The organism is Pseudomonas sp. GW823-FHT01D03 (genome assembly GCF_058798255.1).
On the sequence record NZ_JBXAKK010000001.1, the window covers coordinates 4,403,049 to 4,415,831 of the forward strand.

Annotated in this window: 16 protein-coding genes; 5 read left to right on the top strand and 11 right to left on the bottom strand. The window is 60.0% G+C overall.

All coding sequences use genetic code 11. The features are described 5' to 3' along the window. Positions 1-82: 82 nt before the first annotated feature. Positions 83-973, bottom strand: a complete 891-nt coding sequence (locus tag AC1RBR_RS19305) for an AraC family transcriptional regulator (protein WP_007961974.1) — start codon at positions 971-973, stop codon at positions 83-85. 190 nt (positions 974-1,163) lie between these two features. On the opposite strand from AC1RBR_RS19305, the gene AC1RBR_RS19310 reads away from it, so the two are divergent. After that, the gene (locus AC1RBR_RS19310; protein WP_492566158.1) at positions 1,164-2,216 is read left to right on the top strand and encodes an NAD(P)-dependent alcohol dehydrogenase; all 1,053 of its coding nucleotides are present in this window, start codon (positions 1,164-1,166) and stop codon (positions 2,214-2,216) included. Between the two features lie 4 nt (positions 2,217-2,220). On the opposite strand, the gene AC1RBR_RS19315 is transcribed toward AC1RBR_RS19310, so the two are convergent. From AC1RBR_RS19315 to AC1RBR_RS19335, 5 genes are all read right to left on the bottom strand, one after another. After that, on the bottom strand, positions 2,221-3,024 hold the full coding sequence (locus AC1RBR_RS19315) for an IclR family transcriptional regulator (RefSeq protein ID WP_492566160.1): 804 nt from the start codon (positions 3,022-3,024) through the stop codon (positions 2,221-2,223). Positions 3,025-3,084: 60 nt separating this feature from the next. Next, positions 3,085-4,389, bottom strand: a complete 1,305-nt coding sequence (locus tag AC1RBR_RS19320; protein WP_166496881.1) for an MFS transporter — start codon at positions 4,387-4,389, stop codon at positions 3,085-3,087. A gap of 180 nt (positions 4,390-4,569) precedes the next feature. Then, positions 4,570-5,718 (bottom strand): galactonate dehydratase, encoded by a 1,149-nt coding sequence (gene dgoD / locus AC1RBR_RS19325; protein ID WP_007961968.1) that lies wholly within the window; start codon positions 5,716-5,718, stop codon positions 4,570-4,572. Positions 5,719-5,766: 48 nt separating this feature from the next. Continuing rightward, positions 5,767-6,387: a 2-dehydro-3-deoxy-6-phosphogalactonate aldolase gene (locus AC1RBR_RS19330; protein ID WP_115984075.1), complete on the bottom strand. Its 621-nt coding sequence runs from the start codon at positions 6,385-6,387 to the stop codon at positions 5,767-5,769. 19 nt (positions 6,388-6,406) lie between these two features. Beyond that, positions 6,407-7,396, bottom strand: a complete 990-nt coding sequence (locus tag AC1RBR_RS19335; protein ID WP_492566161.1) for a 2-dehydro-3-deoxygalactonokinase — start codon at positions 7,394-7,396, stop codon at positions 6,407-6,409. A 190-nt stretch (positions 7,397-7,586) separates the two neighbouring features. On the opposite strand from AC1RBR_RS19335, the gene AC1RBR_RS19340 reads away from it, so the two are divergent. Further along, complete coding sequence (locus AC1RBR_RS19340) at positions 7,587-8,033, top strand: hypothetical protein (protein ID WP_492566163.1); 447 nt, start codon at positions 7,587-7,589, stop codon at positions 8,031-8,033. 43 nt (positions 8,034-8,076) lie between these two features. Here the strand turns inward: AC1RBR_RS19340 and AC1RBR_RS19345 are convergent, their stop codons facing one another. From AC1RBR_RS19345 to AC1RBR_RS19365, 5 genes are all read right to left on the bottom strand, one after another. Beyond that, positions 8,077-8,571: a hypothetical protein gene (locus tag AC1RBR_RS19345; RefSeq protein ID WP_095137229.1), complete on the bottom strand. Its 495-nt coding sequence runs from the start codon at positions 8,569-8,571 to the stop codon at positions 8,077-8,079. Further along, positions 8,564-9,304 (bottom strand): alpha/beta hydrolase, encoded by a 741-nt coding sequence (locus AC1RBR_RS19350; RefSeq protein WP_492566165.1) that lies wholly within the window; start codon positions 9,302-9,304, stop codon positions 8,564-8,566. The genes AC1RBR_RS19345 and AC1RBR_RS19350 overlap by 8 nt, the downstream gene beginning before the upstream one ends. A 5-nt stretch (positions 9,305-9,309) precedes the next feature. Continuing rightward, positions 9,310-9,804 (bottom strand): PAAR domain-containing protein, encoded by a 495-nt coding sequence (locus AC1RBR_RS19355; protein ID WP_108588821.1) that lies wholly within the window; start codon positions 9,802-9,804, stop codon positions 9,310-9,312. Continuing rightward, on the bottom strand, positions 9,801-10,463 hold the full coding sequence (locus AC1RBR_RS19360) for a hypothetical protein (protein WP_492566167.1): 663 nt from the start codon (positions 10,461-10,463) through the stop codon (positions 9,801-9,803). Before AC1RBR_RS19360 ends, AC1RBR_RS19355 begins: the two co-directional genes overlap by 4 nt. Before the next feature lie 158 nt (positions 10,464-10,621). Continuing rightward, positions 10,622-11,101, bottom strand: coding sequence for a GNAT family N-acetyltransferase (locus AC1RBR_RS19365; protein ID WP_007961964.1), 480 nt, complete (start codon positions 11,099-11,101; stop codon positions 10,622-10,624). A 217-nt stretch (positions 11,102-11,318) separates the two neighbouring features. Here AC1RBR_RS19365 and AC1RBR_RS19370 point away from each other — a divergent pair, with 217 nt between their 5' ends. From AC1RBR_RS19370 to AC1RBR_RS19380, 3 genes are all read left to right on the top strand, one after another. Beyond that, positions 11,319-11,972 carry an HD domain-containing protein gene (locus AC1RBR_RS19370; RefSeq protein ID WP_492566170.1) on the top strand — a complete coding sequence of 218 codons (654 nt, stop codon included), beginning with the start codon at positions 11,319-11,321 and terminating at the stop codon, positions 11,970-11,972. A 97-nt stretch (positions 11,973-12,069) separates the two neighbouring features. Continuing rightward, positions 12,070-12,414: a hypothetical protein gene (locus tag AC1RBR_RS19375; RefSeq protein ID WP_047598772.1), complete on the top strand. Its 345-nt coding sequence runs from the start codon at positions 12,070-12,072 to the stop codon at positions 12,412-12,414. Positions 12,415-12,458: 44 nt separating this feature from the next. Then, positions 12,459-12,713: a hypothetical protein gene (locus AC1RBR_RS19380; protein WP_095137223.1), complete on the top strand. Its 255-nt coding sequence runs from the start codon at positions 12,459-12,461 to the stop codon at positions 12,711-12,713. Positions 12,714-12,783: the final 70 nt, after the last annotated feature.

Below are 12,783 nucleotides of genomic sequence, written 5' to 3' on the forward strand. Positions count from 1 at the left end.
AGCGGTGTATCAGTCAGCATCATCGTTGACTGACTCACCGCTATCGCGAGCAGGCTCACTCCTACAAGGGATTTGCGCAGAATCAGGCAACGCGCTCATCACCAGGGCTACGCTCGAAGTAGCGCTTGTACTCGCGACTGAACTGCGACGTACTCTGATACCCCACCCGATGCGCCACCTGCGCCACGCCCAGCCCTTCGGCGACCAGCAAGGTCTGCGCCTTGAGCAGGCGCAAGCGCTTCAGATACTGCACCGGCGACAACAACGTACTGCGCTTGAAGTGCTCGTGAAAGGACGACACGCTCATGTTCGCGCAACTGGCCAAAGTCTCGACGTTCAGTGGCTCGGTGTAGTGCGCATGCAGATGACTGATCGACGCCGCAACCCGGGCGAACTGTCCCTGCTGCTCGACCAGCGCGCGCAACACATCGGCCTGCGGTCCGCGCAACGCAGTGAACAACAATTCACGCACCCGCGCCGGCCCGAGAATCTGCCGCTCCAGCGGATCGTGCAGACAGCGCAACAAACGTTCGACGCAGCCACGCATGTCATCGTCGAGCACCACCGAGGTCATCGACTCCGGCGTTTGCGCCGGTATATGCCGCCCCGGCGCCAGTCCCATGGCCAGCACCAGCTCGCCGAGCAGCACCCGGTCGATGGCCACCGACACCCCCAGCAACGGCGCATCCGGCAAGGCAAAGGTTTCGCACTCGAACGGCACCGGCAGCGCCTGAATCAGGTAATGCCCGGCGCCATATTCCATGGTGCGCGGGCCGAGGAACGCCAGTTTGCTGCCCTGGGCGATGATCATCAGGCTCGGCTCATAAATGTGCGGGCCACGCGCCACGTCGCAACTGGCGCGCAACACCTGCACGCCGGGCAACCCGGTCTGGCTGTAACCATCGCAAAGCGCCAGCGGCTCGATCAGCGAAACCAGCGTGGCATTGGCATCAAGGTGACGGGTCAACTGCATCGGAGGGGTCTTCAAAAAAGTCACGGAAAAAGGCATGCAAGCATCATCGCAGATCCTTTTGCCAATGCGCTTGCCCAGACCTGCATGCCGGAGGATTAGGCATGAGACCCGGAGGAATCGTCATGGCCGCAGCGGCAGACGGCGCCCAAAATGCGCCACCTCACCTGTCACTGCTTCTGCGAGGTTTCTCATGTACACCGCTATCGGTTATGCCGCTCAATCGGCCACCACTCCCCTCGCCCCGATGAAATTCGAACGCCGCAGCCCACGCGCTGACGACGTGGCGATCGAGATCCTCTACTGCGGCGTCTGCCACTCCGACATCCACCAGGCGCGCAACGAATGGGGCATCGCCGTTTATCCGCTGATGCCCGGCCACGAGATCGTCGGTAAAGTCACCGCCGTCGGTGCGAACGTCACTCAACATAAAATCGGCGATCTGGTCGGCGTCGGCTGCATGGTCGACTCCTGCCGCACCTGCGCCGCCTGCCAGCAGAACCTCGAGCAATACTGCCTCGAAGGCCCGACCATGACCTACGCCACCCCGGACCGGGTCGATGGCAGTAACACCATGGGCGGCTATTCGGACAGCATCGTGGTCAGCGAGCACTTCGTCGTGCGCATCCCGGAGAAACTCGACCTGGCCAGCGCCGCGCCGATCCTCTGCGCCGGCATCACCACCTATTCGCCGCTCAAGCACTACGGCGTCAAGGCCGGCGACAAGGTCGGGATTCTCGGCATGGGCGGCCTCGGCCACATGGGCATCAAGTTCGCCAAGGCGATGGGCGCGGAGGTCACGCTGTTCACCCGCTCGGCGAGCAAGGCCGAAGAAGGTCGTCGTCAGGGCGCCGATCATGTGATCGTCTCCACCGATGCCGAGCAGATGGCTGCCGCTGCAGGCCGTTTCGATTTCCTGCTCGACACCATTCCGGTGCAGCATGATCTCAATCCGTACCTCGACACCCTGCGCTTCGACGGCGTGCACATCATCGTCGGTCTGATCGAACCGGTTGATCCGCCGGTACACGCCGGCAAATTGGTGATGAGCCGCCGCGTACTCGCCGGCTCGTTGATTGGCGGCATCGCCGAAACCCAGGAAGTGCTGGATTTCTGCGCCGAGCACAACATCACCTGCGACATCGAAATGCTCGACATCCGCCAGATCAACGAGGCTTACGCGCGGATGATTGCCGGTGACGTGAAGTATCGCTTCGTGATCGACATGGCGACGCTCAAGGTTTAAGGGCTCAGACCTTCAAGCCAAGCTCCGCCGACAGCCGGGCTGTGACTCCTTTGATCAGGGGGATCAGCTCGGCCATTTTTTCCAGCGGCATGTACGGCACGGTGCTGGCGATACTGATCGCCGCCACAATGCGCTTGCTCGCATCACGAATCGGCGCCGCCACGCAGCGGATCGACGGTTCGTTGTCTTCCAGATCGAAGGCGTAGCCACCGGCTACGTACTCGGCCATGCGCTGTTCGAGCTGTTCCCACGACTGCTGCGGATGCTGCGGCCAGAACTGACTTTTCCCACCCGCCGGCAGGCTGATGTCGTACAGGCGCTGCCAATCCTGCAGTGAATCATCGAGCATCAAGGCCTTGCCGATCCCGGTGCGTGCCAACGGCATCCGGTGGCCGACCCGCGAACGCATTTCCGGGCCGTTGCGCCCCGGATTTTTCAGCAGGTACAACACCTCGTCACCCTCACGAATGCCCAGGTGCACGGTGTCGCCGGTCAGCGCCGACAACTCGTCCAGATACGGCCCGGCCAGACTCACCAGCGGCAACTCTTCGCGCGCCTGGAACCCCAGTTCGATCAACTTCGGCCCCAGCAGATAGCCGATTTGTGGCACCACGCGCAGGTAGCGCTCGTCCACCAGGCAACTGGCCAGACGATGGGTGGTGCTGCGCGTGGTGCCGATCAGCCGGGCAATCTCTTTCAGATCGCGGGCGCCACTGGCCACCGCCTGCACCACACCCAGGCCGCGAAGCAGCGTCTGGGTGCCGGTGGGTGCGGCGTCCTTGGTTTTTTCCGGGGCGTCTTCCTGCATATCCAGCCTTTACCGTTGAGCGAGGGAACGGGCGGCATTATGGTCGCCCGACGCAGACCACTACAACTCGATACGTTCGACCTTGCCTACCAGCAGCACGTAGGACAATGCACCGATCAGCGCCAGCACCGCGATGTAGGTGATCGCCGGGGCGAACGAATCACCACTGGCGAGGAAACCGATGACAATCGGCGTGGCAATCGCCGACAGGTTGCCGATGAAGTTGAACACCCCGCCGGTCAGCCCCAGCAACCGCGCCGGAGCGAGGGTCGAGACCAGCGACCAGGTGATCGAGGCCAGCCCGTTGCCGAAAAACGCCAACGCCAGGAAGGCAATCACCAGCGGCGTCGATTCAACGAAATTGGCGCCGATAATCGACGTGGAAATCAGCAGCCCGCCAATGATCGGCAACTTGCGCGCGAAGCCCACGCTGCAGCCACGGCGGATCAACAGGTCGGAAAAGAATCCCGAGCACAGCACGCCGACAAAGGCCGCGAGAAACGGCAGCGACGCCAACAGGCCGGACTTGATGAAGTCCATGCCACGGTATTTCACCAGGTAAGTCGGGAACCACGTCAGGAAGAACCACAGCGTCGAGTTCAGGCAGAACTGGCCGAGGTAGATGCCCCACAATTTGCGTTTGCTCAGGACGATACCGAGGTCGGTCCAACTGAACGAGGTTTTGGCCGTCTGTGCTTGAATATCCACCAGTCCGCCCCCCTCGCGGATCAGGTCGATCTCCGCGTCGTTGGCGCCCTTGAAATCCCGCGGTTCGCGATACACCGCGTACCAGATTGCCGCCCAGATGATGCCCGCCGCACCGGTCGCGACAAACACCATGTGCCAACCAAATTCATGTTGCAGCCAGGCCAGCACCGGGGTCAGAAAGGCCAGGCCGACAAATTGCCCGGAAGTATAGAAACCAATCGCCGTGGCCCGCTCGCGCTCGGGAAACCAGGTGGTGACCACACGGCTGTTGATCGGATAGGCCGGTGCTTCCAGCGCGCCGACCGCCATGCGCAGTACGAACAGCGCAATGAAACTCGCGGCGAAGCCGAGCAGCACCGTGGCCAGCGACCACAGCAGCAGCGCGACGCTATAGAGAATGCGCGGCGGCACCCGATCCACCAGCCAGCCGCCGGGGATCTGCATCGCGGCGTAGGTCCAGCCGAATGCGGAGAAAATCAGCCCGACATGAACCGGGTCGATGCCCAGTTCACTGGTCAGCGCGGGCGCGGCAATCGACAGGTTGCTGCGGTCGAGGTAGTTGATGACCACGGTGATGAACAGCAGCACCATGATGAAAAAACGCTTGCGGCTGGGCGTGACTAAAGACGCCTGCCCGGTGAGGGTTTGCGTTGGCATGGGGGGTGCCTCTTCTTATGATTATTTGAGCTCATTGACGCCATCTCCCATCCATGGAGATCAATTGTGGGAGGGGGCTTGCTCCCGAATGCGGAGTGTCAGTCGACATCTCTTGAGCTGACATGCCGCATTCGGGAGCAAGCCCCCTCCCACAAGGATTTGTGGTGGGTCAGAAGAGACTCACCACTCGGCAAAACTGCCATCGGCATGGCGCCAGATCGGGTTGCGCCAGCGGTGGCCGACCGCCGCGCGCTCGATCACGTATTCCTCGTTGATCTCGATGCCCAGCCCCGGCCCGTTCGGTATTTTCACGAAGCCCTGGTCGTAGTCGAACACTCGCGGATCTTTCACGTAGTCGAGCAGATCGTTGCTCTCGTTGTAATGGATACCCAGACTCTGCTCCTGGATAAACGCGTTGTAACAAGCCGCATCCAGTTGCAGGCACGCCGCCAGCGCAATCGGCCCCAGCGGACAATGCAGCGCCAGCGCCACGTCGTAGGCTTCGGCCATGTTGGCGATCTTGCGGGTTTCGGTGATACCACCGGCATGCGAGGCATCCGGCTGGATGATGTCGACGTAGCCTTCGCTCAACACCCGCTTGAAATCCCAGCGCGAGAACAGCCGCTCACCGAGGGCAATCGGTGTGCTGGTCAATGGCGCCAGCTCTTTCAGCGCTTCATAGTTTTCGCTGAGCACCGGTTCTTCGATGAACATCAGTTTGTACGGGTCGAGTTCCTTCATCAGCACCTTGGCCATCGGCTTGTGTACCCGACCGTGGAAGTCGACGCCGATACCGACGTTCGGCCCGACGGCATCGCGCACGGCGGCAACGTTAGCCAGGGCCAGATCGACTTTCTCGAAGGAGTCGAGGAACTGCAGCTCTTCGGTGCCGTTCATTTTCACGGCAGTAAAACCACGGCTTACCGCCTCTTTCGCGGCACGCGCGGTGTCGGCGGGACGGTCGCCGCCGATCCACGAATACACGCGAATCTTGTCACGCACCTGACCGCCAAGCAGATCGCTGACCGACACACCGAGGGCCTTGCCCTTGATGTCCCACAGCGCCTGGTCGATACCGGCCAGCGCGCTCATGTGGATCGCGCCGCCGCGGTAGAAGCCGCCGCGATACAACACCGTCCAGATGTCCTCGATGTTGCGTGGGTCTTTGCCGATCAGGTAGTCGGACAATTCCTCAACGGCAGCAGCAACGGTGTGCGCGCGGCCTTCGACCACAGGCTCGCCCCAACCGGTCACGCCCTCATCGGTTTCGACCTTGAGGAAGCACCAGCGCGGCGGGACGATGAAGGTGGTGAGTTTGGTGATTTTCATCTGCTTGTCTCTCTTGTTAGATGCAGCGCACGCAGCGCCGGATAAATCTCAGCGAAGGGCTTTCCAGGCAGCCACGTAGGCCTTGGCATTGGCCGCCACTTGCTCAGTCGTCATGCCCGGTTTGAACAGGCCGGAACCGAGGCCGAAACCTTTCACGCCAGCGTCGATGAACGTTTGCATGTTGTCCGGGGTGATCCCGCCGACTGGCGCCAGCACCGTCCCGGAGGGCAACACCGCGAGCCACGCCTTGACCACCGCCGGGCCCATCTGCTCGGCCGGGAACAGCTTGAGAATGTCCGCGCCCTCCTCCAGCGCCGCGAACGCTTCGGTCGGCGTCGCTACTCCCGGCGACAGGTACAGCCCCGCCGCTTTCGCTGCGCGCAGCACCTTGGCGTCGCTGTGCGGCATGACGATCACCTGGCCGCCGGCTTCTTTCACTAACTCGACCTGCTCCGGCGTCAACACCGTGCCAGCACCGATCAGGCAATCGGCGGGCAAGGACTGACGCAGGATGCGAATACTTTCGTACGGCGACGGGGAATTGAGCGGCACTTCGATGACGCGAAATCCGGCTGCATACAGGACTTCTCCGACAGCAGCGGCTTCCTGCGGATGCAGGCCACGCAGGATTGCGATCAGACCGTTTTGTGCCAATGCTTGCTTGAGCATGTCAGGCCTCCAGTCAGGGTTAACGGGATGAGGAATCGAGCAGCCCGGCGGCCAGCGCCAGTTGCCACAGGCCACGCTCGGTGGCCTGCTCGGCCAGCGTGACGCGAGCGAAACCGCAGGCATCGAGGGCACGGCCGTAACGGGCGCAGAGTTGCGCGTTGCCGATGAGGATGATCGAGGGCAGATGCACGCTGTTGCGGCGGCGGTGCTGAACGGTGGCGAGTGCCGCCAGCTCATGGCCGATCATAAGCCCGGACAGGTAATCCGCTTGCGCCGTCGGCGCCAGTTCGCCGGTCAGGCCCAGGGTGCGGGCACTGAATATTGTGGAAAGCACGCCCAGTTCGCCGTCCGCCGACAGCGCCACTTGCACGCCACGGTCGAACGCCAGCCCGTCGAACGCCGCACCCTGTTGCTGGGTACGCCCGAGAATGCTGTGTTCACTGAGCACGGCGAACACTTCGCCGGTCATGAAAGTATCGAAATGAGTGATGCAGCCCTCGACCACTTCGACCCACTTGGAATGGCTGCCCGGCAGACCGATCAACAGATCGCCGCCCGCCTCGGCCGACAGGTTCTGCAGCACGCCGAGGACCTGGGTTTCTTCACCGCGCATCACGTTGGGCAGGCGTGAGCGTTGAATCACACCCGGCACGATGTGCACCCGCGTGCCGCGCAGACTGACAAGTGTTTGTAGGGAATTTCCGAGATTGGCGACGTTCGCCGGCGTCTCGCAGTAGGCCGCTTCGCGCCAGCCCTGGGCGCTACCGACCATACCGCAGGCGATCACTGGCAAATCCGGCTGCGCATCGAGCCAGTCGCCGCACGCCTCTTCGAAGGCCAGTTCAAAACCGTCGGTGCATTCACCACCGTTGATGACTCGCGGCGTCTTCGGTAACTGCATGATCCCGGACGACAGCGCACGCTGCTCCAGCACCACCCCGCCCGCCGCGAGTTTGTAAGCACGTAATGAGGTCGTCCCCCAGTCGAGCGCGATCAATTGCGCCTGCATCGCTTCACCTGTTTTGTTTTTGGCAGTGAGTGCGACGGACTATAAACCTTGGGGCAGGAAAATCTCAATATATAAATATCATTCCCATATTATGGGATTTACAAGTGTAACAGCCGTTTCTCTGCCAAATCTTTAAAATGCCGATCCCATTCACGCGACGACCGCTCTCGACAGGTTCAAGGAAGAAAAAATGAAAACCGCTTTAAAGGCGTTATTGCTCTGCAGCGCACTCTGCTTCGCGGCGATTGCCAGCGCCTTGCCCGCTATCAAGGAGGGCGACATCTGGGCCTACAAAACCCGGCCGGGTGAAGAAGCCTCGACCTTGACCATCCTCAAAATCGAAAGCTATCCGCACTACGGCAGCGTCGTGCATATCCGCGTTGATGGCATTCGGATGACCAATCCGGTCACCGGAGGCGAGTTCACCGCAATGCCCCACCTGCCTTTTCAAAGCGAGGCTTTGCAGCGCAGCCTGACTCGTCGCGTGGGAGAGACGGCGCAGATTCCGGATTTCAGTGAGGGCTACACTTACTGGAAAGCGGCCTTCGATGAAAAGAAGGCCGGGGCTTTCAAGATTTCCGTGCGAAAGACACTTGATGGATTGCTCAGCGGTCATTGGGAATCCGCAGAGAAGTGAGCATCAGAACAAGGCTTCCTGTGATCAGGCAAGAAGCCCGATCTCAATACTTGTCAATTTCCTTTAGCAGCTCAGCAACAGGAATATTCATCACTTCTGAATAGTAGATTTTGTAGGAGTAGGAGTTGATTCTGACTTTGCATGCGATTGTTTTTCGCCCCGCTAATACAGTGCTTAAGTCCTTGCTGCTCATCAGCGTTTCACTCGTTGAGTCTTTCACACGATAAAACATGAGATCCGCTTTGAAAGTTGATCCGTCTGCAGGCTTCAGAGGCTCAATCCATCCTTCACCATATTCATTCAGATTGCGCGACTGCGAAAAATCTCTACTCTCCCCCAAAGCACAAAGCAGCGACTGACTTATCTTGGACTTGAAGAGCTTGTCGACATCGACGTCGGACGAAAAACTGACTTGGTAAATGTTTCGATCCAAGTAGCGCTCCACCCCCAAATACTCGATTTTTGCAGTAGGTTTTCCGTGGCTGATCGCACATGAAGCACACATCGAAAACATCAAAATCAGAATTAACTTACGCACATTTCCTTCCTTTAAAATGCAACACCACCGATTCCATCAGAACATCTCTGGCTGACAGCCCGGCGCCAAGATCGGCAATATAAATGGCCCATGCATCAGCGTGGTTAACGTCAACCCTGCCATTCATGTTCGGACCACTCTTCATATCCCACTGTTCTCCGAAATCAGCCACCAGGTCGGAAAAATTCCAGTCCTTGGCATCGGCTCTCACATTCACCCAATATTCAGCCTTAGGCGCGGGCTCTTTCTGATAGATATTGGAAATACCCCATACGATCTGCCCTTCCCCGACCGGATCAAGAGTAACCAGTACCGGAATTCGGTACCCCTTGTCGGCGAGGACTTTTGATAAGTGAGCTCCGTTCCACCCTCCCAGGCTGTGTCCGATAATGTAGACCGGTGTCGTAAGGTCTGAAATTTTACCCAGTACGTTTGCCTTCAGCCCTTCTTCACTGACGAAAGAGTTGTAGCCAATATGGTGTGCGTCGTACGTATCCGCGCAAAGCCCCTCTGCATCCATATTCTTCACAAAAATCTTGAGGGCCTCCGCAACGTTATTATTAGGTCCGGTTCCGTAATAACTTTCTTTATCCCCCGCCCCACCCACAAAAAACAGGACGATCTTCTTCGGAGCAACTGTAGCCTGCTTAACAGTACCATCGGTTTTACAGGTCAAATCGTGCGTTACTACTAGCCTTTGACATCCCTTCAAATCAGGATTTTCAGCAGTCATCCAAACTACTCCACGAACAACTTGATGGATTCGGGAATGTGCGAGCTCACCGTATGAGTGAATCCCGCGTCATTGGTAATGCCATGCTCTACACGCCCATCGCCGCGTTGGATCGCGTAAGGATGATTAGCCATAGGCTCCCCCGTTATCTCGTTAATCACTTGCATCCGATCGTTGAAATGCACCGGCATCGGCAACAACCCACTAAACGCTGCCCCTCCGCCACTTTGTCCAATAATCACCGTGCCCGAACCACCGACCACGACATTGCCGTGGCCACCGGTGCTGTCGAGGGTTGCGGCATTCAGGCCGTTGATGAATACGGTGCCGGAAACAGCGCCGGTGATCGGGCTGCCACAGGCTGATTTGTCGGTCATGCGCGCGGCGGCGAGGCCGTCGAAGAAGACGTCGGGCGAGCCGGAAACGATCGGGTTGGTGCCATGGCCTGGCAATGGGCAGGCGGTCGGGTCGGTGACGCGGGCGGCAGGTTTACCACTCAATTCAAAGCTCCTTGCTTCAGAGGTTCCGGGGGCGGCTGATGGATGTCGATGTCGGTCGCGGCGAAGCGCCAGCAGTTGTCGACAGGGTCGAACAGTGCGTGGCAGTGCTCACGGCTGTCGGGGGATGTGGCAGTTTGCAGATGTCGCCAGGCTTGGTCGGTTTGCCAGGCCAGTTCGGCCGGCGCGGCGTCGTCGAGCTCGTTGAGCCAGGCGTTGTAATTGCGCAGTTGATTACGTTCGTAAGCCGTTTGCAGCAGATCGGCCATTTGCACGCCGAGGTCCAGATGATGTTCGGCGGTCCACTGGCCGATCTCGGAATAGACGTACCAGCCCATCGGCATCAACGCGCCGTCCTTGAGCAACGAACGGCTGGCGGGGGCGACGAAACCGCAACAGATGTGCAGCGTCAGCCAGCCCTGGTGCGCGTCGATAAACGCATTCGGCTCGAAGTGGCGTAACGCGATCACACGGTAGTCACCCAGGCCGGCGCTGCGTGTCATGAGTTCGGCGTCGAGCCGCGACACAAACGCACGAATGGCTTTGCCGCCCGTGCGATTGACGATGCACAGGATGTCTACCGGTTGACGCTGAGGGTTGTCAGAGCAGCCTGAGTTTTTCACCAGGCCATACAGGCGCATTGACGCCCGCAATCCGCTCATCGCCGGTCACTCACAGACACAGCGAAGGCCCCACGGGCGTGGAGAAGTTTTGCCAGAAGCATTGCAGGTGTCGTCCGTGAGCGCGCAAAAATGGCGCGTAGAATGCCGGACTAGAGCGGTGGCGGCAATCACTTCAGCATCGGATTGCCATCATCTCCTCAGCCTTCGGCAAATTCGCGCAACACCTTGCCATCCATGCGATAGCGCACCCACTCTTCTTGCGGCTGCGCACCGAGGGATTTGTAGAATTCGATGGCCGGGGTGTTCCAGTCCAGCACGCTCCATTCGAAGCGCCCGCAGTCGTTGTCGCAGGCGATTTTCGCCAGATGCCGCAACAGGGTTTTGCCGGCCCCACCGCCGCGTTGTTCGGGGGTGATGTAGAGGTCTTCGAGGTACAGGCAATTGCTGCCGAGCCACGTCGAATAGCTGAAGAAGAACACCGCAAAACCGATCGGCACACCGTCACGCAGGCAGATCAGGCCGTGGGCGGTCGCGCCTTCGCTGAACAGGCTGCGCTCGATGTCGGTGACGCTGGCGATCACTTCGTGGCGGGCCTTTTCGAAATCTGCCAGTTCGGTGATGAAGGCGAGGATTTGCGGCGCATCGCTGGGGGTCGCCGGGCGGATTTCGATCGTCATGAACGGGCCTTGTCGGAAAAGGGAAAGCGCCATACTAAGGCCGGATGCGGCGCTCGTCACATGGCAGCGCAGAGAATATCCTGCGCCGATATTGCAATGTGTGTGTGCGGGCTTGCTCGCGAAAGCGGTCTGACAAACAACAATGATGGTGACTGGATTGACGCCTTCGCGAGCAAGCCCGCTCCCACAGGAACTTCGCCAGTCTGAAAGGATGCTCATGAACACTGAGATTTTTATGCCCGTGGAGGCGCTTGCAGCAGTACTGCTGCCCCACGCCCTCGAACCCGGCGACGACGGCGCCCACGACCTCGCCCACCTGCAACGGGTCTGGCACAACGCGCGCACCTTGCAGGCCGAGGAAGGTGGCGACCTGGAAGTGTTGCTCGCCGCCGTGCTGCTGCACGATTGCGTATCCGTCGAGAAGAACTCGCCGCTGCGCTCGCAGGCTTCGCGTCTCGCCGCAGAAAAAGCCGCCAACGTGCTGGTCGATCTGGATTGGCCCGAAAGCAAAATCGCCGCCGTCACCCACGCCATCGAAGCCCACAGTTTTTCCGCCAACATCACCCCGCTGACCCTCGAAGCGAAACTGATCCAGGACGCCGACCGGCTCGACTCGCTGGGCATGCTCGGCGTTGCCCGCACCTTCTACGTCGCCGGGCGCATGGGCAGTGCGTTGTATGACCCGCTGGACCCTGAAGCCAAGGAGCGCGACTACGACGACACACGCTTCTGCCTCGACCACTTCCAGACCAAGCTGCTGCACCTCGCCGATGGTTTCCAGACTGGCGCCGGTCAGCGTCTGGCGCAGATCCGCCATCAGCGTCTGAAGGGCTTCATGGAGCAGTTCAAGGAAGAAATCGGCCTCGACTGATAGCGATGTGTCTCGACCGTTCGTCGTTCATCAGGCACCAATCCGATTCAAGGGCAGACCAAAGACAGGTAAGGATTCCAATCACTGGAGAAGCCCTATGATCCCGTCAAGGTTGACTGCCCTCGTTTTCGCCGCCCTGCTTAGTCCTGCGGTGTTCGCCGCCTCCACCACCGCAGCGGGCACAGGCCCCACCGACCCGGTTCCACCGCCACGCGCGCCCGCCATCAACAGTGCCCCCGGCATGAACACCGATGGCTCTGGCGTACCCTTGATCAATCAGCCACCCGCCACTGGCACCGACCCGCGCACCCAAGGCAGTGACCCCGGCCGCCAGGGTGGCATGAACACCCCTGACTCCCCCGCTACACCCGATAACGCCGGCCCCGGCATCGGCTCGAAAACCACCACCGGTGGCTCGGGCTCCGAGGGCGGCGGCCAGTAGTTCGCCGACGCGAGCGTCCTATTCACATCCATGAAGAGGTAACCATGAACGTCGATAAAAACCTGGAAAAAGAAGTCCTCACCCGCCTGCTGCACGCCCATCCAAGCGGACTGGGCAAAGAGGTGCTGGACAATTATCGCGGCGAGAAAGTGGTGGCCAGCGCCCTCGCCTCTCTGCAGGATCGCGGACTGATCCACCACGGTCATGTGACCTGCAACGAGGCCGGCGAACACTCGTTGAATCTGCCGATCAAGCTCAGTGCGGCGGGCGTCGAAGCGGCGCGCAAGCTGGATGTCTAGAAGCTGTGGTTGTGTGAACGCATGATCATGCAGGAGCTGCCGCAGGCGGCGATCTTTCGACTTCAAGATC

Coding starts and splice junctions, on each gene's coding strand:
- AC1RBR_RS19330 (WP_115984075.1), bottom strand. CDS start 6,387: ATGCTCAAGCAAGCATTGGCACAAAACGGTCTGATCGCAATCCTGCGT.
- AC1RBR_RS19310 (WP_492566158.1), top strand. CDS start 1,164: ATGTACACCGCTATCGGTTATGCCGCTCAATCGGCCACCACTCCCCTC.
- AC1RBR_RS19365 (WP_007961964.1), bottom strand. CDS start 11,101: ATGACGATCGAAATCCGCCCGGCGACCCCCAGCGATGCGCCGCAAATC.
- AC1RBR_RS19360 (WP_492566167.1), bottom strand. CDS start 10,463: ATGAGCGGATTGCGGGCGTCAATGCGCCTGTATGGCCTGGTGAAAAAC.
- AC1RBR_RS19320 (WP_166496881.1), bottom strand. CDS start 4,389: ATGCCAACGCAAACCCTCACCGGGCAGGCGTCTTTAGTCACGCCCAGC.
- AC1RBR_RS19370 (WP_492566170.1), top strand. CDS start 11,319: ATGAACACTGAGATTTTTATGCCCGTGGAGGCGCTTGCAGCAGTACTG.
- AC1RBR_RS19380 (WP_095137223.1), top strand. CDS start 12,459: ATGAACGTCGATAAAAACCTGGAAAAAGAAGTCCTCACCCGCCTGCTG.
- AC1RBR_RS19305 (WP_007961974.1), bottom strand. CDS start 973: ATGCAGTTGACCCGTCACCTTGATGCCAATGCCACGCTGGTTTCGCTG.
- AC1RBR_RS19375 (WP_047598772.1), top strand. CDS start 12,070: ATGATCCCGTCAAGGTTGACTGCCCTCGTTTTCGCCGCCCTGCTTAGT.
- AC1RBR_RS19335 (WP_492566161.1), bottom strand. CDS start 7,396: ATGCAGGCGCAATTGATCGCGCTCGACTGGGGGACGACCTCATTACGT.
- AC1RBR_RS19315 (WP_492566160.1), bottom strand. CDS start 3,024: ATGCAGGAAGACGCCCCGGAAAAAACCAAGGACGCCGCACCCACCGGC.
- AC1RBR_RS19350 (WP_492566165.1), bottom strand. CDS start 9,304: ATGACTGCTGAAAATCCTGATTTGAAGGGATGTCAAAGGCTAGTAGTA.
- AC1RBR_RS19340 (WP_492566163.1), top strand. CDS start 7,587: ATGAAAACCGCTTTAAAGGCGTTATTGCTCTGCAGCGCACTCTGCTTC.
- dgoD (WP_007961968.1), bottom strand. CDS start 5,718: ATGAAAATCACCAAACTCACCACCTTCATCGTCCCGCCGCGCTGGTGC.